The organism is Lactobacillus sp. UMNPBX4 (assembly GCF_002554115.1).
Lineage (GTDB): Bacteria > Bacillota > Bacilli > Lactobacillales > Lactobacillaceae > Lactobacillus > Lactobacillus gallinarum.
In genome coordinates, this window is record NZ_PCZF01000003.1 from 52,170 (window position 1) to 70,853 (window position 18,684).

Annotated in this window: 16 protein-coding genes, 4 tRNA genes and 1 pseudogene; 18 read left to right on the top strand and 3 right to left on the bottom strand. The window is 37.5% G+C overall.

The genetic code is table 11. From position 1 onward, the window contains the following. The first annotated feature begins 37 nt into the window (after positions 1-37). From ligA to CP355_RS01255, 7 genes and pseudogenes are all read left to right on the top strand, one after another. Positions 38-2,044, top strand: coding sequence for an NAD-dependent DNA ligase LigA (gene ligA / locus CP355_RS01225; protein ID WP_098043718.1), 2,007 nt, complete (start codon positions 38-40; stop codon positions 2,042-2,044). 12 nt (positions 2,045-2,056) lie between these two features. Continuing rightward, positions 2,057-3,205, top strand: a complete 1,149-nt coding sequence (locus tag CP355_RS01230; protein ID WP_098043719.1) for a CamS family sex pheromone protein — start codon at positions 2,057-2,059, stop codon at positions 3,203-3,205. Positions 3,206-3,216: 11 nt separating this feature from the next. After that, entirely contained in the window at positions 3,217-3,525 is a 309-nt protein-coding gene (gene gatC, locus CP355_RS01235; RefSeq protein ID WP_025005411.1) for an Asp-tRNA(Asn)/Glu-tRNA(Gln) amidotransferase subunit GatC, read from the top strand. Continuing rightward, a complete protein-coding gene (gene gatA / locus CP355_RS01240) occupies positions 3,525-4,964 on the top strand; it encodes an Asp-tRNA(Asn)/Glu-tRNA(Gln) amidotransferase subunit GatA (protein WP_098043720.1) in 1,440 nt (479 codons plus the stop codon). Before gatC ends, gatA begins: the two co-directional genes overlap by 1 nt. A 4-nt stretch (positions 4,965-4,968) precedes the next feature. Further along, positions 4,969-6,399: an Asp-tRNA(Asn)/Glu-tRNA(Gln) amidotransferase subunit GatB gene (gene gatB, locus CP355_RS01245; RefSeq protein WP_003626901.1), complete on the top strand. Its 1,431-nt coding sequence runs from the start codon at positions 4,969-4,971 to the stop codon at positions 6,397-6,399. 25 nt (positions 6,400-6,424) lie between these two features. After that, a complete protein-coding gene (locus CP355_RS01250; protein ID WP_087175893.1) occupies positions 6,425-7,345 on the top strand; it encodes a diacylglycerol kinase family lipid kinase in 921 nt (306 codons plus the stop codon). A gap of 65 nt (positions 7,346-7,410) precedes the next feature. Next, positions 7,411-8,102: pseudogene (locus tag CP355_RS01255) on the top strand (TMEM175 family protein). A gap of 40 nt (positions 8,103-8,142) precedes the next feature. Here CP355_RS01255 and CP355_RS01260 read toward each other — a convergent pair. Further along, on the bottom strand, positions 8,143-8,847 hold the full coding sequence (locus CP355_RS01260) for a Bax inhibitor-1/YccA family protein (RefSeq protein ID WP_025005413.1): 705 nt from the start codon (positions 8,845-8,847) through the stop codon (positions 8,143-8,145). A gap of 182 nt (positions 8,848-9,029) precedes the next feature. Here CP355_RS01260 and CP355_RS01265 point away from each other — a divergent pair, with 182 nt between their 5' ends. After that, on the top strand, positions 9,030-9,371 hold the full coding sequence (locus CP355_RS01265) for a hypothetical protein (RefSeq protein ID WP_025005414.1): 342 nt from the start codon (positions 9,030-9,032) through the stop codon (positions 9,369-9,371). Positions 9,372-9,406: 35 nt separating this feature from the next. Here the strand turns inward: CP355_RS01265 and nhaC are convergent, their stop codons facing one another. Beyond that, entirely contained in the window at positions 9,407-10,783 is a 1,377-nt protein-coding gene (gene nhaC, locus CP355_RS01270; RefSeq protein WP_098043721.1) for a Na+/H+ antiporter NhaC, read from the bottom strand. A gap of 367 nt (positions 10,784-11,150) precedes the next feature. Here nhaC and rlmD point away from each other — a divergent pair, with 367 nt between their 5' ends. From rlmD to CP355_RS01305, 7 genes are all read left to right on the top strand, one after another. Then, positions 11,151-12,497, top strand: a complete 1,347-nt coding sequence (rlmD, locus tag CP355_RS01275) for a 23S rRNA (uracil(1939)-C(5))-methyltransferase RlmD (RefSeq protein ID WP_098043722.1) — start codon at positions 11,151-11,153, stop codon at positions 12,495-12,497. 3 nt (positions 12,498-12,500) lie between these two features. After that, the gene (locus tag CP355_RS01280; RefSeq protein ID WP_087175897.1) at positions 12,501-13,001 is read left to right on the top strand and encodes a GNAT family N-acetyltransferase; all 501 of its coding nucleotides are present in this window, start codon (positions 12,501-12,503) and stop codon (positions 12,999-13,001) included. A gap of 110 nt (positions 13,002-13,111) precedes the next feature. Further along, positions 13,112-13,198: transfer RNA gene (locus CP355_RS01285), tRNA-Ser, on the top strand. A 6-nt stretch (positions 13,199-13,204) separates the two neighbouring features. Beyond that, positions 13,205-13,278, top strand: a tRNA-Asp gene (locus CP355_RS01290). A 7-nt stretch (positions 13,279-13,285) separates the two neighbouring features. Continuing rightward, positions 13,286-13,361, top strand: a tRNA-His gene (locus CP355_RS01295). Between the two features lie 4 nt (positions 13,362-13,365). Next, positions 13,366-13,438, top strand: a tRNA-Val gene (locus CP355_RS01300). Positions 13,439-13,500: 62 nt separating this feature from the next. Further along, complete coding sequence (locus CP355_RS01305; protein ID WP_087235687.1) at positions 13,501-14,967, top strand: MFS transporter; 1,467 nt, start codon at positions 13,501-13,503, stop codon at positions 14,965-14,967. A 7-nt stretch (positions 14,968-14,974) separates the two neighbouring features. On the opposite strand, the gene CP355_RS01310 is transcribed toward CP355_RS01305, so the two are convergent. Continuing rightward, the gene (locus CP355_RS01310; protein ID WP_025005418.1) at positions 14,975-15,487 is read right to left on the bottom strand and encodes a TetR/AcrR family transcriptional regulator; all 513 of its coding nucleotides are present in this window, start codon (positions 15,485-15,487) and stop codon (positions 14,975-14,977) included. Positions 15,488-15,596: 109 nt separating this feature from the next. On the opposite strand from CP355_RS01310, the gene CP355_RS01315 reads away from it, so the two are divergent. From CP355_RS01315 to CP355_RS01325, 3 genes are all read left to right on the top strand, one after another. Beyond that, positions 15,597-17,369 carry an oleate hydratase gene (locus CP355_RS01315; protein ID WP_098043723.1) on the top strand — a complete coding sequence of 591 codons (1,773 nt, stop codon included), beginning with the start codon at positions 15,597-15,599 and terminating at the stop codon, positions 17,367-17,369. Between the two features lie 189 nt (positions 17,370-17,558). Further along, complete coding sequence (locus CP355_RS01320; protein WP_081456847.1) at positions 17,559-18,035, top strand: GNAT family N-acetyltransferase; 477 nt, start codon at positions 17,559-17,561, stop codon at positions 18,033-18,035. A gap of 89 nt (positions 18,036-18,124) precedes the next feature. Next, positions 18,125-18,613: a DUF3955 domain-containing protein gene (locus CP355_RS01325; protein WP_014565645.1), complete on the top strand. Its 489-nt coding sequence runs from the start codon at positions 18,125-18,127 to the stop codon at positions 18,611-18,613. The last annotated feature ends 71 nt before the right edge of the window (positions 18,614-18,684 follow it).

Genomic DNA, 18,684 nt, shown 5'->3' on the forward strand with positions numbered 1-18,684 from the left:
AGATAAAAATAAAAGGATTTTTAATCAGGAGGTAAAAATGGCTAAGATTACTCTTGATGAAGCTAAAAAAGAAGCAGCTTCTCTTAGAACCCAGCTAGATGAATGGGCCGATGCGTATTACTCTAAAGATGCGCCTGAAGTTGAAGACAATGTTTATGATCAAAATTACAACCGTTTGCTTGAATTAGAAAAAGCTTTCCCTGAAATTGTTACGCCTGATTCAATCACTCAGCGTGTAGGTGGAGAAATCGATAGTGATTTTACAAAGGTTAACCATCCAATTCCTATGCTTTCAATGGGGGATGTTTTTTCTAAGGAAGAACTTAAGGAATTTGACCAACGAATGCAAAAGCTGGTTGGTCACCCCGTGGAATATAATGTCGAATTAAAGATCGATGGCTTATCTTTATCACTTGAATATCAAGATGGTAAATTGGTTCGTGCATCGACTCGAGGCAATGGTTATGTTGGTGAAGATGTAACGGCTAATGCACGTTATATTGCGGATATTCCTCAAGTTTTACCAGAACCTTTAACTACTGAGGTTCGCGGCGAATGTTATATGGGAAAAGAAGCTTTTGCCAAGTTAAACCAAGAGCGTGAAGAAGAAGGCTTGAGCGTTTTTGCAAATCCACGTAATGCGGCTGCTGGCTCACTTCGTCAGCTTGATCCTAAGGTTACTAAGAAACGTCAACTAAGTACTTTTATTTATACATGGGTTAATCCACCGCGCGAGATTACCAGTCAGCACCAAGCGATTGAACGCATGCATGAATTAGGTTTTCATACTAATGAAACAGGTCGCAAATTAGCTAACCTTGATGAAGTGTTTAATTTTATCGACGAATACACGGCTAAGCGTAATAGTCTAACATATGGTATTGATGGAATTGTTCTAAAAGTTGATGATTTAAGTCTTGAACAGCAATTAGGAAATACCGTGAAGGTGCCACGCTGGGAGATTGCTTATAAGTTCCCACCAGAAGAGCAAGAAACGATCGTGCGTGATATCGTTTGGACAGTTGGCCGAACCGGTGTTGTAACGCCAACGGCAGTCATGAATCCTGTCCAACTGGCAGGTACAACCGTTGCAAGAGCTTCACTGCACAATCCAGATTATTTGAATGAAAAAGGCGTTCGGATTGGTGATACCGTTAAGCTTCATAAAGCCGGCGATATTATCCCTGAGATTTCTGAAGTGGTTTTATCAAAGAGACCAGCAGATTCTGTGCCTTATGAAATTCCTACTACTTGTCCGTCCTGCGGGCAAAAATTAGTCCACTTAGAAGATGAAGTAGCCTTGCGTTGCATTAATCCATCTTGTCCAGCTCAAGTGGAAGAAGGCATTACTCACTTTGCTTCTCGTCCTGCCATGAATATTGCAGGTTTAGGTCCTAAAATTGTTAAGCAATTGATTGCTAAGGACTTAGTGCATAATGTAGCTGATCTTTATCATTTAACAAATGAAGATCTTGCCCAACTTGATCACTTTAAAGAAAAATCCATCAATAATTTGTTAACGGCAATTAATAATTCCAAAAATAATTCTGTTGAATTATTGATTACTGGTTTAGGAATTGACCATGTTGGAGCTAAGGCAGCTCGCTTAATTGCGCAAAAGTTTAAAAATCTAGCAAAGATTATGTCACTAGGGGTGCAAGATATTGCTTCAATCGATACAATAGGCATGACGATTGCAGAATCAATGACAACATATTTTGCTCAACCTGAAGCACAAAAATTAATTGAAGAATTAAGAGAAAGCGGACTTAATATGGACTACTTAGGTGCAGATGAACCAGAAGCAGCACCAGATAATCCATTTAAAGATAAAACCGTTGTTTTAACAGGTAAATTAGAGCATTATACAAGAAGTGAATTTACCAAGAAATTGCAGGCTTTAGGTGCTAAGGTCACAGGATCTGTATCGCGTAAAACTGATTACGTAATTTATGGAAAAGATGCTGGATCTAAGTATAATAAAGCTGAGCAACTGGGAGTACCACTTCTGACTGAAGAAGAGGCAATCGCACAAATTGAATAAAGGACAATTATTGTGAAAAAATATTTGCAGATTATAGCTTTAGCTGGGGCAATGCTCACTCTGAGTGGTTGTGGTAAATTAAAAGATTCAAGTTTAGCAAATAATGCCACTACTACTTCAACAGCTAAAAAGAAAAGTTATCAAACAACCAATACAGGTAAAAATGGCTACACCGTTTTAATGAAAAATGGTCGCTATGTAATTAGTCCAATTGCTGGTTTAACCGCAACTGATAATGATAATTCAGTTGATACGCGTGAATTAGAGCGTGGCCTAATCCAGATTTCTAAAAATCAATTTTCACCTAACCAATATGTGTTCCAAGAAGGACAATACTTAGATACTTCAACAGTAACAGATTGGCTGATTAGAAAGTCTAAGAGCAATCCAAAGGGCTTGAATCCAGCTGATAATGGTAAAAATGGTCCTGATACTCGTAATCCAATTTATTTGGAAGAAATTGTAGAGCAAGACTATTTAACTGGTTCAGGTTCAAAGTATCAACTTGGTGGAATGAGCTTAGGTTTAGCAATGAATTCTGTCGACTATTACCAAAAAAAGCGTGATGGTGCAGAATTTAAGACTGAAATTTCAAGAGCTGAACAAAAGGCTCAAGGTGAAAAAATTGCTAATGAAATTGTAGCTCGTTTGCGTAAGAAGAAGGCTTTGAAGAATATTCCAATTACCATTGGATTGTTCTCAAAGACAGAAAAAGATTCATTAGTTGGCGGAACTTACTTTGCTTACGGGACAGCGACCGCTAATAGTAGTAAAATAACTAAATGGAAATCCGTGTCGGAAAAAATGCAAGTTTTACCGACAACTGGTAATGAAAAAGCAATTAATAGTGATGATGCATCTCACTTTAATGATTTTAAGGCAGCTATTCAAAATTACTTCCCTAATATTAGTGGAGTAACAGCAACTTTGCGTTATGATAATGGCAAGCTTGCTCAAGAAAATATTTCAATTACCACACAATTTTATGGTTATGAGCAAATTCAGAGTTTTACTCGTTTAGTTTTGTCATCGGCAAAGAAATATCTGTCTAATAATGTTCCAATTGAAATTAAAATTGGATCGGTTGATGATGTGCAAGCATTAATTGCTAAGGAAACCGGCGACAGTGATTATCAAGTCCATGTATATGGCGGCGAATAGGAGGTATTTGCGTGGAAATCACAAAAGATACCATTAAACACGTTGCGACTCTTTCGCGACTTGCGTTTAATGAAGAGGAATTAGATAAATTTACAGATCAAATGGGATCAATTATCAACATGGCAGATCAACTTAGTGAAGTTGATACTGAAGGCGTTGAAGAAACTGTGCAAGTTGTTGATCGTGATACTGTATTTAGAGAAGATAAACCTGAACACTGGCAAGGACAAAACAGAGAAACATTAATGGCTAATGTTCCTGAAAAGGCTAACGGCTACATTAAGGTTCCTGTAATTATTAATAAGGATGAGGACGAGTAATGAATTACTTAAACGAAAATATTGATTCATTAAATAAAAAGCTTGCCAGCGGTGACTTGTCAGCAGATAAGTTGGCTCAAGATACTGTGGCAAACATTAAAGACACAGATAAGAAGTTAAATGCTTGGATTACTGTAGTAGATGATGCAAAGCCTGCAGAAAACCTTGATTTTTCAAAGAGTAAATTAGCAGGTATTCCAATTGCCATTAAGGACAACATTATTACTAATGGTATTAAGACTACTGCAGCAAGTCATATGTTGTACAATTACATGCCAATGTATGATGCAACAGTTGTTTCTAAGCTTAAGAAGGCTGGCGTAACCTTTGTAGGTAAGACCAACATGGATGAATTTGCTATGGGTTCTTCAACTGAACACTCATACTATGGTGCAACCCATAACCCATGGAACTTAGATAAGGTTCCTGGTGGTTCATCCGGTGGTTCTGCAGCAGCAGTTGCTGGTGGTCAAGTTGTTGCAGCCCTTGGTTCAGATACTGGTGGTTCAATTCGTCAACCAGCTGCATTCAACGGTATTTTTGGTATTAAGCCAACTTACGGACGTGTATCTCGTTGGGGTCTTATCGCATTTGGTTCTTCACTTGACCAAATCGGTGTAATGACTAAGCGCGTTAAGGACTCAGCAGAAGTATTGAACGTTATTGCAGGTGCAGATGAACACGATTCAACTGTTTCAACTCGTGAAGTTCCTGACTTTACTAAGTTTATTGGTCAAGACGTTAAGGGCCTTCGCGTAGCTGTTCCTAAGGAATACATGGAAGCAGTTGACGGTAAGATGCGTGAAGTTATCCAAAAGCAGATCGATGCTTTAAAGGATGCTGGCGCAATTATCAATGAAGTATCATTACCACATACTAAGTACGTTGTTCCTGACTACTACATCATTGCTTCAAGTGAAGCTTCATCAAACTTGCAAAGATACGATGGTATTCGTTACGGTTATCGTGCAGAAGACACTAAGAACTTGCTTGACGTTTACGTTAAGTCACGTTCTGAAGGTTTTGGTGCAGAAGTTAAGCGTCGTATCATGCTTGGTTCATTCGCACTTTCAGCTGGTTCATACGACAGATTCTTCAGACAAGCTGCTAAGGTTAGAACTTTGATTTGCGACGACTTTGACAAGATCTTTGCTGAAAACGACGTAATCGTTGGACCAACTACTACTGAACCTGCATTTGGTATTGGTGAAGAAGTTTCTGACCCAATCAAGATGTACAACAACGATATTTTGACTATTTCTGCAAACTTAGCAGGTATTCCTGCAGCTAGTGTTCCAGCTGGTTTAGTTGATGGTATGCCTGTCGGCTTACAAGTTATGGCTAAGCGTTTTGATGAAGGTAATGTCTTCAAGACTGCTGACTTTATTGAACGCACAAATAAGTTTTATGAAAAAACACCAACTGGAATGGAGGATTAATTGAATGAATTTTAAATCGACTATCGGACTTGAAGTCCACTTCGAATTAAAGACAAAGAGTAAGATTTTCTCTCCTTCACCAGTAACTTACGGTGCTGAACAAAACACGGAGACGAATGTTATTGACTGGGCTATGCCTGGTACCTTGCCAATGGTTAACAAGAACGTATACCGTTTAGGTATTATGGTTGCCATTGCAACTCATGCTCACATTTTGCCAACTACTCACTTTGACCGTAAGAACTACTTCTATCCTGATAACCCAAAGGCTTATCAGATTACTCAATTCTTCCAACCACTTGCTCGTGATGGTTACATTGAAGTAGAAGTTCGTGGTAAGAAGAAGAGAATCGGTATTCATGAAATGCACATCGAAGAAGATGCCGGTAAGAACACTCACGGAACTAACGGCTTCTCATACGTTGACTTAAACCGTCAAGGTGTTCCACTTCTTGAAGTTGTTTCTGAACCTGATATGGAAGACCCAGAAGAAGCTTACGCTTACCTTGAAAAGTTACGTAAGATTGTTCAATTTACTGGTGCTTCTGACGTTAAGATGGAAGAAGGTTCAATGCGTGTTGATACCAACATTTCTATTCGTCCAGCTGGACAAAAGGAACTTGGTACCAAGGTCGAAATGAAGAACTTGAACTCATTTGATCACGTTCGTCGTTCACTTGCATACGAAGAAAAGCGTCAAGAACAAGTTCTTCTTGCTGGTGGTCACATCCAACTTTCAACCCGTCGTTTCGATGAAGCAACTGGTAAGACTGTTTTGGAACGTGTTAAGGAAGGCGCATCAGATTACCGTTACTTCCCAGAACCAGATATTGCTCCTGATCACATTAGCCAAGAATGGATCGATCAAATTGCTAAGGAACTTCCAAAGAGCCCATTTGATCGTTACGATGACTATGTTAACAAGTTTGGTTTGAAGCCATACGATGCAAATGTTTTGCTTCAAACTAAGGAAAGCTCAGACTTCTTCGATGCTGCTGTAGCTGCTGGTGCCGATCCAACACTTGCTGCTAACTGGATGAACACTCAAGTAAATGGTTACTTGAACGATCACCGTGTAAGCTTGAATGACATTAAGCTTACTCCAGAACACTTAGCAGAAATGATCAAGTTGATCAAAGATGGTACTATTTCATCTAAGATCGCTAAGAAGGTCTTTGCTGAAACTATTGCCAATGGTACTGATCCTAAGAAGTATGTTGAAGACAACGGCATGGTTCAATTGTCAGATACTTCAGTTTTGGCTCCAATGGTTAAGAAGGTTGTTGATGATAACCCTCAATCAGTTGAAGACTTTAAGAATGGTAAAGATCGTGCAATTGGTTTCTTAGTTGGTCAAATCATGAAGCAAACTCGTGGTAAGGCTAACCCTAAGATGGTTAACAAGTTGCTTAACCAAGAATTGCAAAATCGTTAATTTTTAGAACGTTAAGGTAGTAATTATGACTAGTAAAGCAAGATTAATTTATAATCCTGTATCCGGTCACGAGCAAATGCCCAAAAATGTGGCCGATATTTTAGATGTATTAGAGCAAGCTGGCTACGAGGCTAGTGCGTTTAGAACTACACCTGAAGAAAATAGTGCTCGTAATGAAGCTACTCGTGCTGCAAAGGAAGGCTTTGACCTGATTGTAGCTGCTGGTGGAGACGGTACGATCAATGAGGTAGTTAACGGAATTGCATTTTTAGAGCATAGACCTAAGATGGCAATTATTCCTGCTGGTACTACTAATGATTATGCACGTGCATTAGCCATTCCACGTGATAATATTCCAGATGCAGCGAAAGTTATTCTGAAAAATAAAACACGGAAAATGGATATCGGTAAAGCAGTTTTTGGCAATCAAACTCAATATTTTGTAAATATTGCTGCCAGCGGTTCTTTAACAGAATTAACGTATGGTGTGCCATCTGAAGTTAAATCAGCTTTAGGGTATGCTGCATACTTAATCAAGGGTGCAGAAATGTTGCCTCGCTTGACAGAGAACGAAATGCGCTTGACTTACGATGATGGCGTATATGAAGGCAAGCTCTCCATGTTCTTACTTGGAATGACCAATTCAATTGGTGGCTTTGAACAAGTTATGCCAGATGCACAACTTAGTGATGGCTTATTCCAGTTAATTGTGGTTAAGCCCTCTGACCCTGTCAGCATGATGAAGCTGATGGCTTTAGCCTTGAATGGTAAGCACGTTGATGATCCTAATATTATTTATACCAAGACGCGTAGCTTAAAGGCCGAGCTGATCGGTAAGAGTGCAGGACAAGATTTGCCAGTTAACCTTGATGGTGAAATTGGTGGTTATTGCCCAGTAGAATTTGATAATTTACAACAACGCATTGAATTTTACGTTGGTAAATAAAAGTTAAAATTATAAAAATAAATGGAGCTTAGCTAATTGTGCTAGGCTCCATTTTTAGGTGAAAAATGTTTAAACTGCATAAAGTGTTCGATAGTCGACATTATCGAAGGCTATCATCAGTTCAGAAGGAAGAATTAAAAGAAGCAAGGGAGAAAGTGCGTCAGGCGCAGCAAAAAGAGCCTGAAAGATTGCGAGAACATCTTGAAACTTTTAATGATGCAGTAATTGCAATCATTATTACGATTATTGTTTTGCAAATACAGCTCGCTTTTAAAACAAGCCAATATTTAGAATTTTTAGGAAATATCGTGATTTTCATTATAGCTTCCTTTATTATTGCGGATTTTTGGTATGATTTGCATTTAGCTTTTTCTTATTTCATCTTTAAACCTGATAAAATTACCGCTATTTGTGATTTTTGTTTGTTGGCTACTTATCGCTTTTACCTGTGATGACTAAGTGGATCATGATGCGAGATTCCGCCTTTGCGGTGACAAATTTTGGAATTGTGTATTTCATTGCTCAAATTTTAAAAGTGTTTGTGCAATATTTCGGTGCCAAGCCATTGATGCGAAGCCCGCAGGTAATGAACATTATGATGGTAAAAACTTCGGTACATAGAATTATTCTGGTTCTTGTTTTGACAATATTTTTGATTCTATTATCATTGATTTTACCTAGAGTGGCTATGTTTCTATATATTCTTATTCCGTTTATTTCATTCTTAATGCCCATTAATAGTAGAGGGTTTAGATAAAAAAAGAGATGCAGATTTTCTGCATCTCTTTTTATTGATATTAGTCGCGATCTCCGCCCATGCCAAAAATTTGAAGCAAGAACAAGAAGATGTTCACGAAATCTAAGTAAAGTTGCAATGCACCAAGTACAGCTAAACCATTGGTTGAAACTTGACTGCCATAGTTGTTGTAAATTGCCTTCATCTTTTGTGCATCATAAGCAGTTAATCCAGTGAAGATCACTACACCAATGATTGAAAAGACGAAACTTGCAACGGAATTGCGCAAGAAAATGTTAACGACCATCGCAACTATTAAACCGATTAAGGCAGCTCCTAAGTAAGAACCCATGTTGTTTAAGTTCTTCTTAGTGAATGTACCAAAGATAGCCATTGCACCGAATACAGCCGCAGATGATACAAATGCTGTACCGATTTGAGCTTGGGTGTAGAAGCCAGCTAGAAGTGCAAATTCAAAGCCATAGATTACGGCTAAGATCATTAACATTACAAAGCCAGCAACAGGATTTCTAGTAGCTTTAAAATTGATGCCCAATGATAAACCAATTGGAACAAAAAGAATAATCCACATCATTGCAGGTGGCATTTGCATCACTGCTGATCTAAAGACAGTCATGGTCAAAAATGCGGCAATAGCTGAAACTAAAACAGATAGTCCCATGTAGCCATACATTTTTGAAAGAAAACCGTTAACTTCTGCAACGTCATGAATTTCACGACGTCCAGGATTTGAAAAGTTATCCATATTGTATGTCACTCTTTCTTTTATTTAGTTGTCTTAATATATTTTAACGTATTTAGAAAAAAAGTGTAGTATTGCCGTTTATAGAGTTAGTTTTTAAGGTTTTCTTATGATTGTTATAGCTAGAGCAAATAAGTTTTGTAGTGTGTTCTTTTCCCGTATAGTTAAATTAAGGAAGTGATTTTATGGATAAAAAATATTCAGATAATGAAGTACGCGGTGAACGTAGTAGTCGTCCAGAGCAGGTAGAGAAAAAAGGTTTAGTTTTAAGTTTTACTAAAAATGCGTGGGAGAAATATCAGCAATTAACGGGATCACAAAAAACATTTATTGATCGCGAATTAGATGATTTGAAATTTAAACGAAATAATCAAAAAAGCAAAATGGTGAACGCAGAGCTAGATCAAGCGCTTGTTTTTGAAAAGAATGGTGCAGAAATTGTGATCACTGATATTGTGTATGAACCATATCGTGAAAGTGAAGAGCATAAGAAAGCCCAAATTAGAATGGAAAATATGAATAACTAAAAAAGAGTGCTCAGGCACTCTTTTAATTTTAAAGTTTATTTTTTGTCTTTAGCCCACTTTAAACCGATACCAGTAAATCCGCTGATGATTGAGAATACCGGTGAAAGTAAACTAAAGAATGCAAATGGTAAGAATTGTAAAACTGGAACGCCCAAGGTAGCGGCAGCAAATGAACCGGCAACGCCCCATGGAATTAAGTAGTTGATAACACTACCACCATCTTCAAGTACACGGCTAAGTGCAAGTGGTGAAAGCTTAATTCTATCAAAAGCAGGTTTAAATGCTCGACCTGGCAAAATTACTGATAAGTATTGTTCACCAACAAACAAGTTAATGCAGATACCTGAAAGAATAGTAACAGTAATTAAACGACCTGGCTTTCTCAAATGCTTAACAAGTGGTTCCATTGCGCTTTGAACTACGCTGAATTTCATTAACATCCCACCTAATGAAAGAGTAGAGATGATTAGGGCAACAGTAGCCATCATGCTAGAAATACCACCACGAGTAAGCAAGGCGTTAACAGAAGCGTCACTAGTTTTGGCAACAAAACCATTCATGATTAAATTATTTAATGATTGCACTGATTCGTGAGGATTTTGGGCAAAAAGCATGATGACAGTTGCTGCAATGTTGATGAAAAGAGTAGGGATAGCTGGAACCTTACGCCAAGCGCAAAGTAGCATAAAAACGATTGGAACGATTGCCCACCAAGAAATAGAGAAGTTAGTTTGTAAAACGTGAGAAGTACGTTCAATCTTAGTTGGATCCATTTGACCGCTGTTACCAAGAATCCAGAACAGAATTAAGGAAACAACAAATGATGGGATAGTTGACCACATCATGTTCTTGATGTGGGCGAATAATTCACTTTCAGCCACTGCAGATGACAAATTAGTTGAATCTGATAATGGAGACATTTTATCGCCAAATACGGCACCTGAGATGATAGCACCGGCAACTAAAGCTGGATTTGCATTCATGCTGGCACCAATACCGAAGAGGGCAATCCCAACTGTAGAGATAGTAGTAAAACCACTACCAATGGCTACCCCAACGATTGCACAGACTACAAAAACAGATGGAACAAAGAAACTACCACTAATTAAATGGAAACCCACTACCATGATGGAAGGGATAATACCCGCTTTAATCCAAAGACCAATTAAGGCACCAATTAAAATAAAAATAAAGATAGGGATAATGGCTACGCCAATACCTTCTTTAATACCATCTTGGACATCTGTCCAGGTAAAGCCGCGAAGTCTTGCCCAGAATGTGAGCAAAAGAACCGTGAATAAAACGGGTACTTCTGGCGATAAACCGAACTTGATTACTGAAATACCTAAAATAGCCAATAAAGCTATGAGGATAATAATTGATTCCGTAAAGGAGACTTTTTGCTTTTTCATTTTTATTCCTCCAAATAAAAAAATCCCGTTGACTAAATAGTCAACGGGACGACGATAGCCGTGGTACCACCCACTCTTTCAAGCATAAGAGCTTGAATCTCTATCAGATGGTAACGGTTCTGAAAAGTTATCCGAACAATATTTAATCACGATGTAATTCGTCTAACTTCGCCTGACTGGTTCGCACTAACCACCAGATCTCTGAACGCTTAACGAAGCAGCTACTTTGTCGTTGATTGTTGGAAAATATGATAGCAAGATTAAAAAAATCTGTCAATACTTTTAGATAAAATAATTTTGTAGTAATTTTAAATCGAGTATTATAATAGAAAAGAATTAAATGGTTTATTAAAAAGGCTGAGTGTTTATGGAAAAGAATCAAGTTATAGATTTAGAAATCACTGATCTTTCATACGAAGCAATGGGTGTTGCTCATTACAATGGAATGACGGTATTCGTAACGAATGCACTTCCAGGAGAAATAGTTAGTGCAAAAATTTTAAAAGTTAAGAAGAATTTTGCTTTTGCAAAAATTGAAAAAATTAAAAAAGAAAGCCCTGATCGAGTAAAAGTTGAATTAAATCGGGGCGTTCAAACTGGTTTAGCTTCACTTGCGCATATTAAATATGATAAGCAGCTTGCTTTTAAGCGTAATCAAGTAGTTAGCCTGCTTAAAAAGGCACATTTAGAAAATATTGAAGTTGGGGAAACTTTAGCTAGTCCTGAAGAAGTCGGTTACCGTAATAAGGCGCAAGTTCCTGTGCGTGAAGTAAATGGCAAACTTGAAATTGGCTTCTTTAGACGTCATTCGCATGATTTAGTGCCTTTGACTAATTTCTTTACTACTGATCCCGAAATTGATCGAGTTTTAGTAGCCGTAAGAGATATTTTGCGTAAATATAAAGTGCCCGCTTATGATGAAATTAATAATAAGGGCGAAGTGCGTTACTTAGAAGTTCGTCGTAGCAAATCTACTGGCGAAATGATGGTAATTTTAGTTTGCTTGCACAAAGATTTCATGCAATTACCAAATGTTGCTGCAGAAGTTAGCCAAATTCCAGGCGTTTCTGGTTTGATTTTAAATTATAATCCTAAGAAGACAAACGTGATTTTGGGACAAAAGGATTACTTGGTATTCGGTAATGATCAAATTACTGATCAAATTGGAGATTTGAAGTTTAGAATTTCACCTCAAAGTTTCTTCCAAATTAATTCTTTGCAAACACCTCGTTTGTACAATTTGGCAATCAAACAGGCTGATTTAAAACCAGATGATGTTGTAATTGATGCTTACTCAGGTATTGGAACTATTGGGTTAAGTGTTGCTAAGCATGTTAAAGCAGTTCGAGGCATTGAAGTAGTTCGGGATGCGATTAAAGATGCTAAGGATAATGCTAAGCTTAATGATATTACTAATGCTAAGTATTATTTGGGTAAGGCGGAAGAAATTATGCCACGTTGGGCTAAGAGTGGTCTTAAAACCGATGTAGTATTTGTTGATCCGCCAAGAAAGGGATTAACTCCTGAATTTATTAATGCAACTGTTAAGACAGGACCTAAGAAAGTCGTTTATATTTCATGTAATCCTGCCACTTTGGTACGTGATTTGCAATTGTTCCAAGAAAAGGGTTATGAATTTAAGCGTATTGATCCTGTTGATATGTTCCCACAGACTCCACATGTTGAAGCCGTAACTGTTCTTACAAAGAAGTAAAAAATGATTATTAAACCACTAATTTCTGAAGATGAAGCAAAAGAAACAAGTCAACTTTTTCAAAAGTGTTGGCAAGATACATATAAAAATATATTGCCAGATGTATTCTTAGATAATATTCCTGAAAAAGCTTGGGTTAAACGATTAAATGAGAGTGGTCGTCACAACTTGATTTTTGTTGATGATGATAATCAAATTCGTGCAGCCGTAAGTTATGGTCGCCCTCGTGATACGCGCATGCTCGGATGCGGTGAATTAATGGCTCTTTATGTTGAACCTAATTTTCAAGGATTTAATATTGGGAAAACTCTACTTAATGCTGCCGAAAACGAATTAAAAAAGATGGGGTATGGCAAGATCTATCTATGGTGCATTGATGGAGACGAAAATGCACGACAATTTTTTGAACATTTTGGTTGGATTAATAATGCAACTGAAAAATTTGTAGAAATTGCTGGAAAAGAATATAAGTACTTGCTATATCAAAAGAATTTGCATGATTAAAAGAAGATAGATTAAAAATAGATATTGGTCAATTTGATCAATATCTATTTTTTTGCAAAAAACACTTGCGCTTTTATCTCACTTTAGTATAATAGTATCTGTTCGGCTATGGAGGATTACCCAAGTGGCTTAAGGGGACGGTTTTGAAAACCGTTAGGCGGTTCTGCCGCGCGTGGGTTCAAATCCCACATCCTCCTCTGATTGGTCCATTGGAGCAGTGGTTTATCTCGCCTCCCTGTCACGGAGGAGATCGTGGGTTCAAATCCCACATGGACCGTTTTATGGCGGAATTGGTGAAGGGGTTAACACACTGGTTTGTGGATCCAGCATGCGTGGGTTCGAATCCCACATTCCGCCCCATAATGGAGGATTAGCTCAGCTGGGAGAGCATCTGCCTTACAAGCAGGAGGTCACAGGTTCGAGCCCTGTATCCTCCATATTTTTTTACTCTTATTATCGTTGATAATAGGAGTTTTTGTTTTTTAAAGGGGAAATTTGAATGAATAAAAAACAAATTACGATGGTCACCATTGCCTTGATGTTAGGTAATGTGATGTCAGGACTTGATGGGACGATTATTAATACCGCAATTCCAGCGATTGTTGCAGCTTTGCATGGAATTCAGTTTATGGGATGGATTGTTGCTATTTTCTTATTAGGGATGTCTATTTCAATTCCGATTTGGACTAAGATAGGCGAGAAAATCACTAATAAAAAGGCCTTTGAAATTTCACTGATTTTGTTTGTTTTAGGTTCTGCTTTACAAGGTATGGCACCTAATATTATCTTTTTCTTATGCTCTAGATTCATCATGGGGATCGGTGCTGGTGGTATGGGGTCTCTTCCTTATATCATTGCCGGTTATGTTTTTAAAAATATTAAAACCAGAACTAAGGTATTAGGCTACTTAACAGCAAGCTGGAATGGAGCTGCTATTTTAGGACCATTGGTTGGTGGTTGGTTAATCGATGCCTTTTCATGGCACTGGGTTTTCTATATTAATATTCCAATCGGTTTGATAGCATTAATCATCTGTCTTGTTTACTACAAGCCTGTTACACCAGAAAAAACACCAGTCTTCGATATTCCTGGTGCCGGATTATTAGTTATTGGATTGCTTTTATTCTTAATGGGCGTTCAACTAGTTGGGTTAACAGCTAACTGGATTGTCATTAGCTTGATTATTGTTAGTCTAGTGTTTATTGTTCTCTTCTTTATTCGTGAGAATCATGCGGCTAATCCAATCATTCCGGTATCTTTATTTAAAAATAAAGATTTAGACGGTGATTTTCTTTTATTTGCCTTCACTTGGGGTGCATTTATTGCTGTTAATACTTATATGCCGATGTGGGCTCAAGCATTACTCGGTTTATCTGCACTTTTAGGTGGGATGACTCTGATTCCTAACTCAATCGTAGAAATCATTGCTTCCCAAAGCGTAGCGGCTATTCAAGAACATATGACAACATTTAAATTGGCTTTAATTGGAATTATTGCGATGATGATTTCGTCCGTCGGGTTGTTTTTGGCAGATATTCATACGCCAGTACAGATATTGACGTTTATTGGTGCGTTTTCAGGAATTGGTGTTGGCTTTATCTTCGTTGCTATGCAGTTAAAAGTGCAGCTAGATGCTGGATTAAAGAATATGGCTACAGCTACTTCAACGTCATATTTGATTAGAATCCTGGCACAAACTGTGATGGCAGCTGTGTACGGCGTAATTATGAACTTGAACTTAGCAAGTGGAGTTCATACGCATAAAGGTATTACGATGGCCATGATGAATAAATTGAGTGACGCCAAAAGTGCAAAATTATTGCCGCAGAATTTAGTACCAACTATGAGAACTATTTTCCATGCCGGAATCAAAGAAATTATGTTGGTATCGTTAATTTTGTTAATCATTGCCTTTGTGCTGAATTTCTACTTTAACTTTGGTAAAAAGCGCAAGAAATTGCAATAATAAGACATTAAAGCATAATGTGTTTTTCCGCATAATTAATTAAATCTTCGAGTGGAGTTTGATAATCCTGCTTAACCCACCAAATTAAGAGCATATAAATTCCGCCTGATTGGTAGGCGACTGCATAATCTGGTAAATTTAAGTCTGGGTGGTAGACACCAAGCAGTTTTTTCAAATAGCGAGTTTGAAAGTTTAATAGACTGCCTTCAAAACCAGCGTCTAACAAGATTTTCATGACTTTAGGATTTTCTTTAAAAAATGTCAGATAAACAATTAGCTGTTTGGTCAATGTCTTTAGTTTATGTTCATTGATATCAACAATAAATTTTTTATATTGATTAGCCAAAAATAGCGTTAGTACGTCATTTTTTTGGCTATAGTTACGATAAAAAGAAGTACGAGAAACATGAGCTTTACGCGTAATTTCTGCAATGGAAATTTCGGCGTAAGGCTTTTTTTGTAATAAAGAAAATAAGGCTTCTTCTATCTGTTGCTGCGTGTGCAGACTTTTCATATTCATAAAAAATCATCCTTTGATTAGTTTTAATTTGACAAATGATATCGCTTACAATATTATTATAGCTGTAAATAGTTACAGGTGTAACGATTATTTGAAAGAAGTGTAAATTATGCATTATAGCAATGGTAATTATGAAGCATTTGTAAAGGCTGAAAAGCCAAAAGACGTTGATCAAAAATCAGCATATATTGTTGGATCAGGATTAGCTGCTCTTGCCAGCGCTGTATTCTTGATTCGTGATGGACAAATGAAGGGCAATAGAATTCACATTTTTGAAGAATTGTCTCTTCCTGGTGGTTCAATGGATGGTATTTACAATAAAGAAAAAGAAAGTTATATCATCCGTGGTGGTCGTGAAATGGAGCCACACTTTGAATGTTTGTGGGACTTATTCAGATCAATTCCTTCAACCGAACATGAAGGCGAATCAATTTTGGATGAATTCTATCGCTTGAATAGAAAAGATCCAAGCTATGCTAAAACCCGTGTCATCATCAATCGCGGCGAAGCTTTACCAACTGACGGTCAACTATTGTTAACACCTAAGGCAGTAAAGGAAATCATCGACCTTTGCTTAACACCTGAAAAAGATTTGCAAAATAAGAAGATTAACGAAGTCTTTACCAAAGAATTCTTCCAATCCAACTTCTGGCTTTACTGGTCAACTATGTTTGCCTTTGAACCATGGGCAAGTGCAATGGAAATGCGTCGCTACTTGATGCGTTTCGTTCAACACGTTGCCACATTGAAGAATTTATCATCACTTCGCTTTACTAAGTATAACCAATATGAATCATTAATTCTGCCAATGGTTAAATATTTGAAAGGACATGGCGTACAATTCCATTACGACACTGTAGTAGATAACATCTTTGTTAACCGTTCAGATGGTAAAAAAGTTGCCAAGCAAATTGTTTTAACTGAAAAAGGTGAAAGAAAGACAATTGATTTAACTGAAAACGATCTTGTCTTTGTCACTAACGGTTCTATCACTGAAAGCACTACTTATGGTGATAACTTCCACCCAGCTCCAGCAGAGCATGAATTAGGTGCTAGCTGGCAATTATGGAAGAACTTGGCTGCTCAAGATGAAGACTTTGGTCATCCAGAGGTCTTCTGCAAGGATATTCCAAAGGCTAACTGGAGAATGTCAGCTACAATTACCTTTAAGAATGATGATATTGTGCCATTTATTGAAGCAGTTAATAAGAAGGATCCACACAGTGGTTCAATTGTTACTAGTGGACCAACTACGATTAAGGATTCTAACTGGTTATTAGGTTACTCAATTAGTCGTCAGCCACACTTTAAGGCACAAAAGCCAAATGAATTGATTGTTTGGCTCTATGGCTTGTTCTCAGACACTAAGGGTAATTATGTTGAAAAGACTATGCCTGACTGTAATGGTATTGAATTGTGTGAGGAATGGCTTTACCACATGGGTGTTCCTGAAGAAAGAATTCCTGAAATGGCTGCAGCTGCAACTACTATTCCAGCACATATGCCATACATTACTTCATACTTTATGCCAAGAGCATTAGGCGATAGACCAAAGGTAGTGCCAGATCATTCAAAGAACTTAGCCTTCATTGGTAACTTTGCGGAAACTCCAAGAGACACTGTCTTTACTACTGAATATTCAGTTAGAACCGCGATGGAAGCTGTCTACACATTGCTTGATATCGACCGTGGCGTACCTGAAGTATTCGCTTCTGCATTTGATGTCAGAATGTTGATGAATGCGATGTACTACTTGAACGATCAAAAGAAGCTCAAAGATCTTGATTTGCCAATGCCTGAGAAGTTGGCAATTAAGGGGATGCTCAAGAAGGTTAAAGGCACCTACGTAGAAGAATTGCTTAAGAAGTACAAGTTGATTTAAATGAAAATTATATAACATAGATAAAAAGAACAGGTCGAATGATCTGTTCTTTTTGCTTGTTATCGTATTTTTTTGATAAAATATGTGTGTAAAAATATTATATTTTTTAGTTTAATAGAAAAGAAGGATACTATTTTAGATTCTAAGCCCGCCCGATGGGGTACAAAAGCATATCGTGACGCTAAGCAGTTGTACATGAAGGCATTCCCTGAATGGGAAAGATTCTCAATGTTTTCACTATTAGCAATGTCACTTCACCGTAATGTAAAGTTTCACGCAATTTATGATGATGGCAAGTTCTGCGGCATTACCTATTATGCTGAAAATGACAACACCGTCTACCTGACTTATTTAGCAGTCAGTGAAAAGTTGCGCGGACAAGGATATGGTTCCAAGATTTTGACTATGCTGGAAGATAACTTCCCAGATAAGCAAATCGTGATCGATATTGAACCGGTAACTAAGAAGGTAAAAAATTACAAGCAACGTGTTAGTCGGCTGAAGTTCTACGAGAGAAATGGTTTCCATAGAACAGACCAGAAGTTGAAGGATCCAGATGGAGAATTTGAAGCTTTGACGACTGGTGAAAGATTAGATAAAAATAGTTTCATTAAAATTTTACGTCAAATGAGCTTTGGCTTTTATCAAGCTAGGGTCGAGAAATAAAAAGGAAAGCACTGCTGTCGTTTATGCAAGCAGTGCTTTCTTGTTAGGTTTATATAGTTCTGCCAAAATTAATTTATGAGGTGAAAGAGATGGAATTTAGTGATCAAATTAAGCAGCTAAGAAAGGAAAATAATCTGTCGCAGGTGCAGTATGCAAAAAAATTGCACGTTACAAGACAGGCGGTGTCCAACTGGAAAAATAACCGCAATTTGCTCGACTTAGAAATGTTGATCGAGATCAATCGTGTCTTTCACATCTCACTAGATCAGTTAATTTTAGGAGACGATAATATGAACAAGATGACACAAAAATTGATTAAAGATACTGATGAAAACCGCAAAGCTAAGTACAATATGATTACGACCTTGATTGGTGGATTCTTGATGATTGTTGGATTTGTTTGTTTCTTTATCAAGGCTAATTCGGTAGAATACGTTGATAAGCAAGGCTTTTTACACGAAAACTTCTATTTGATTCTGGTCGGCTATTTATTTCTCTTTGCGGGAATTATTGTTCTTATTGCCGGGGGAATAGTTTACTTGAGAAATAAACATAAGCATAAAAAAAGAGCTCCGTAAGGAGCTTCTTTTTTGTCTTGTGTGTCGGGCATGACATTTCATCTAGTCTAGTGAAAGTCTAGACCACGGGT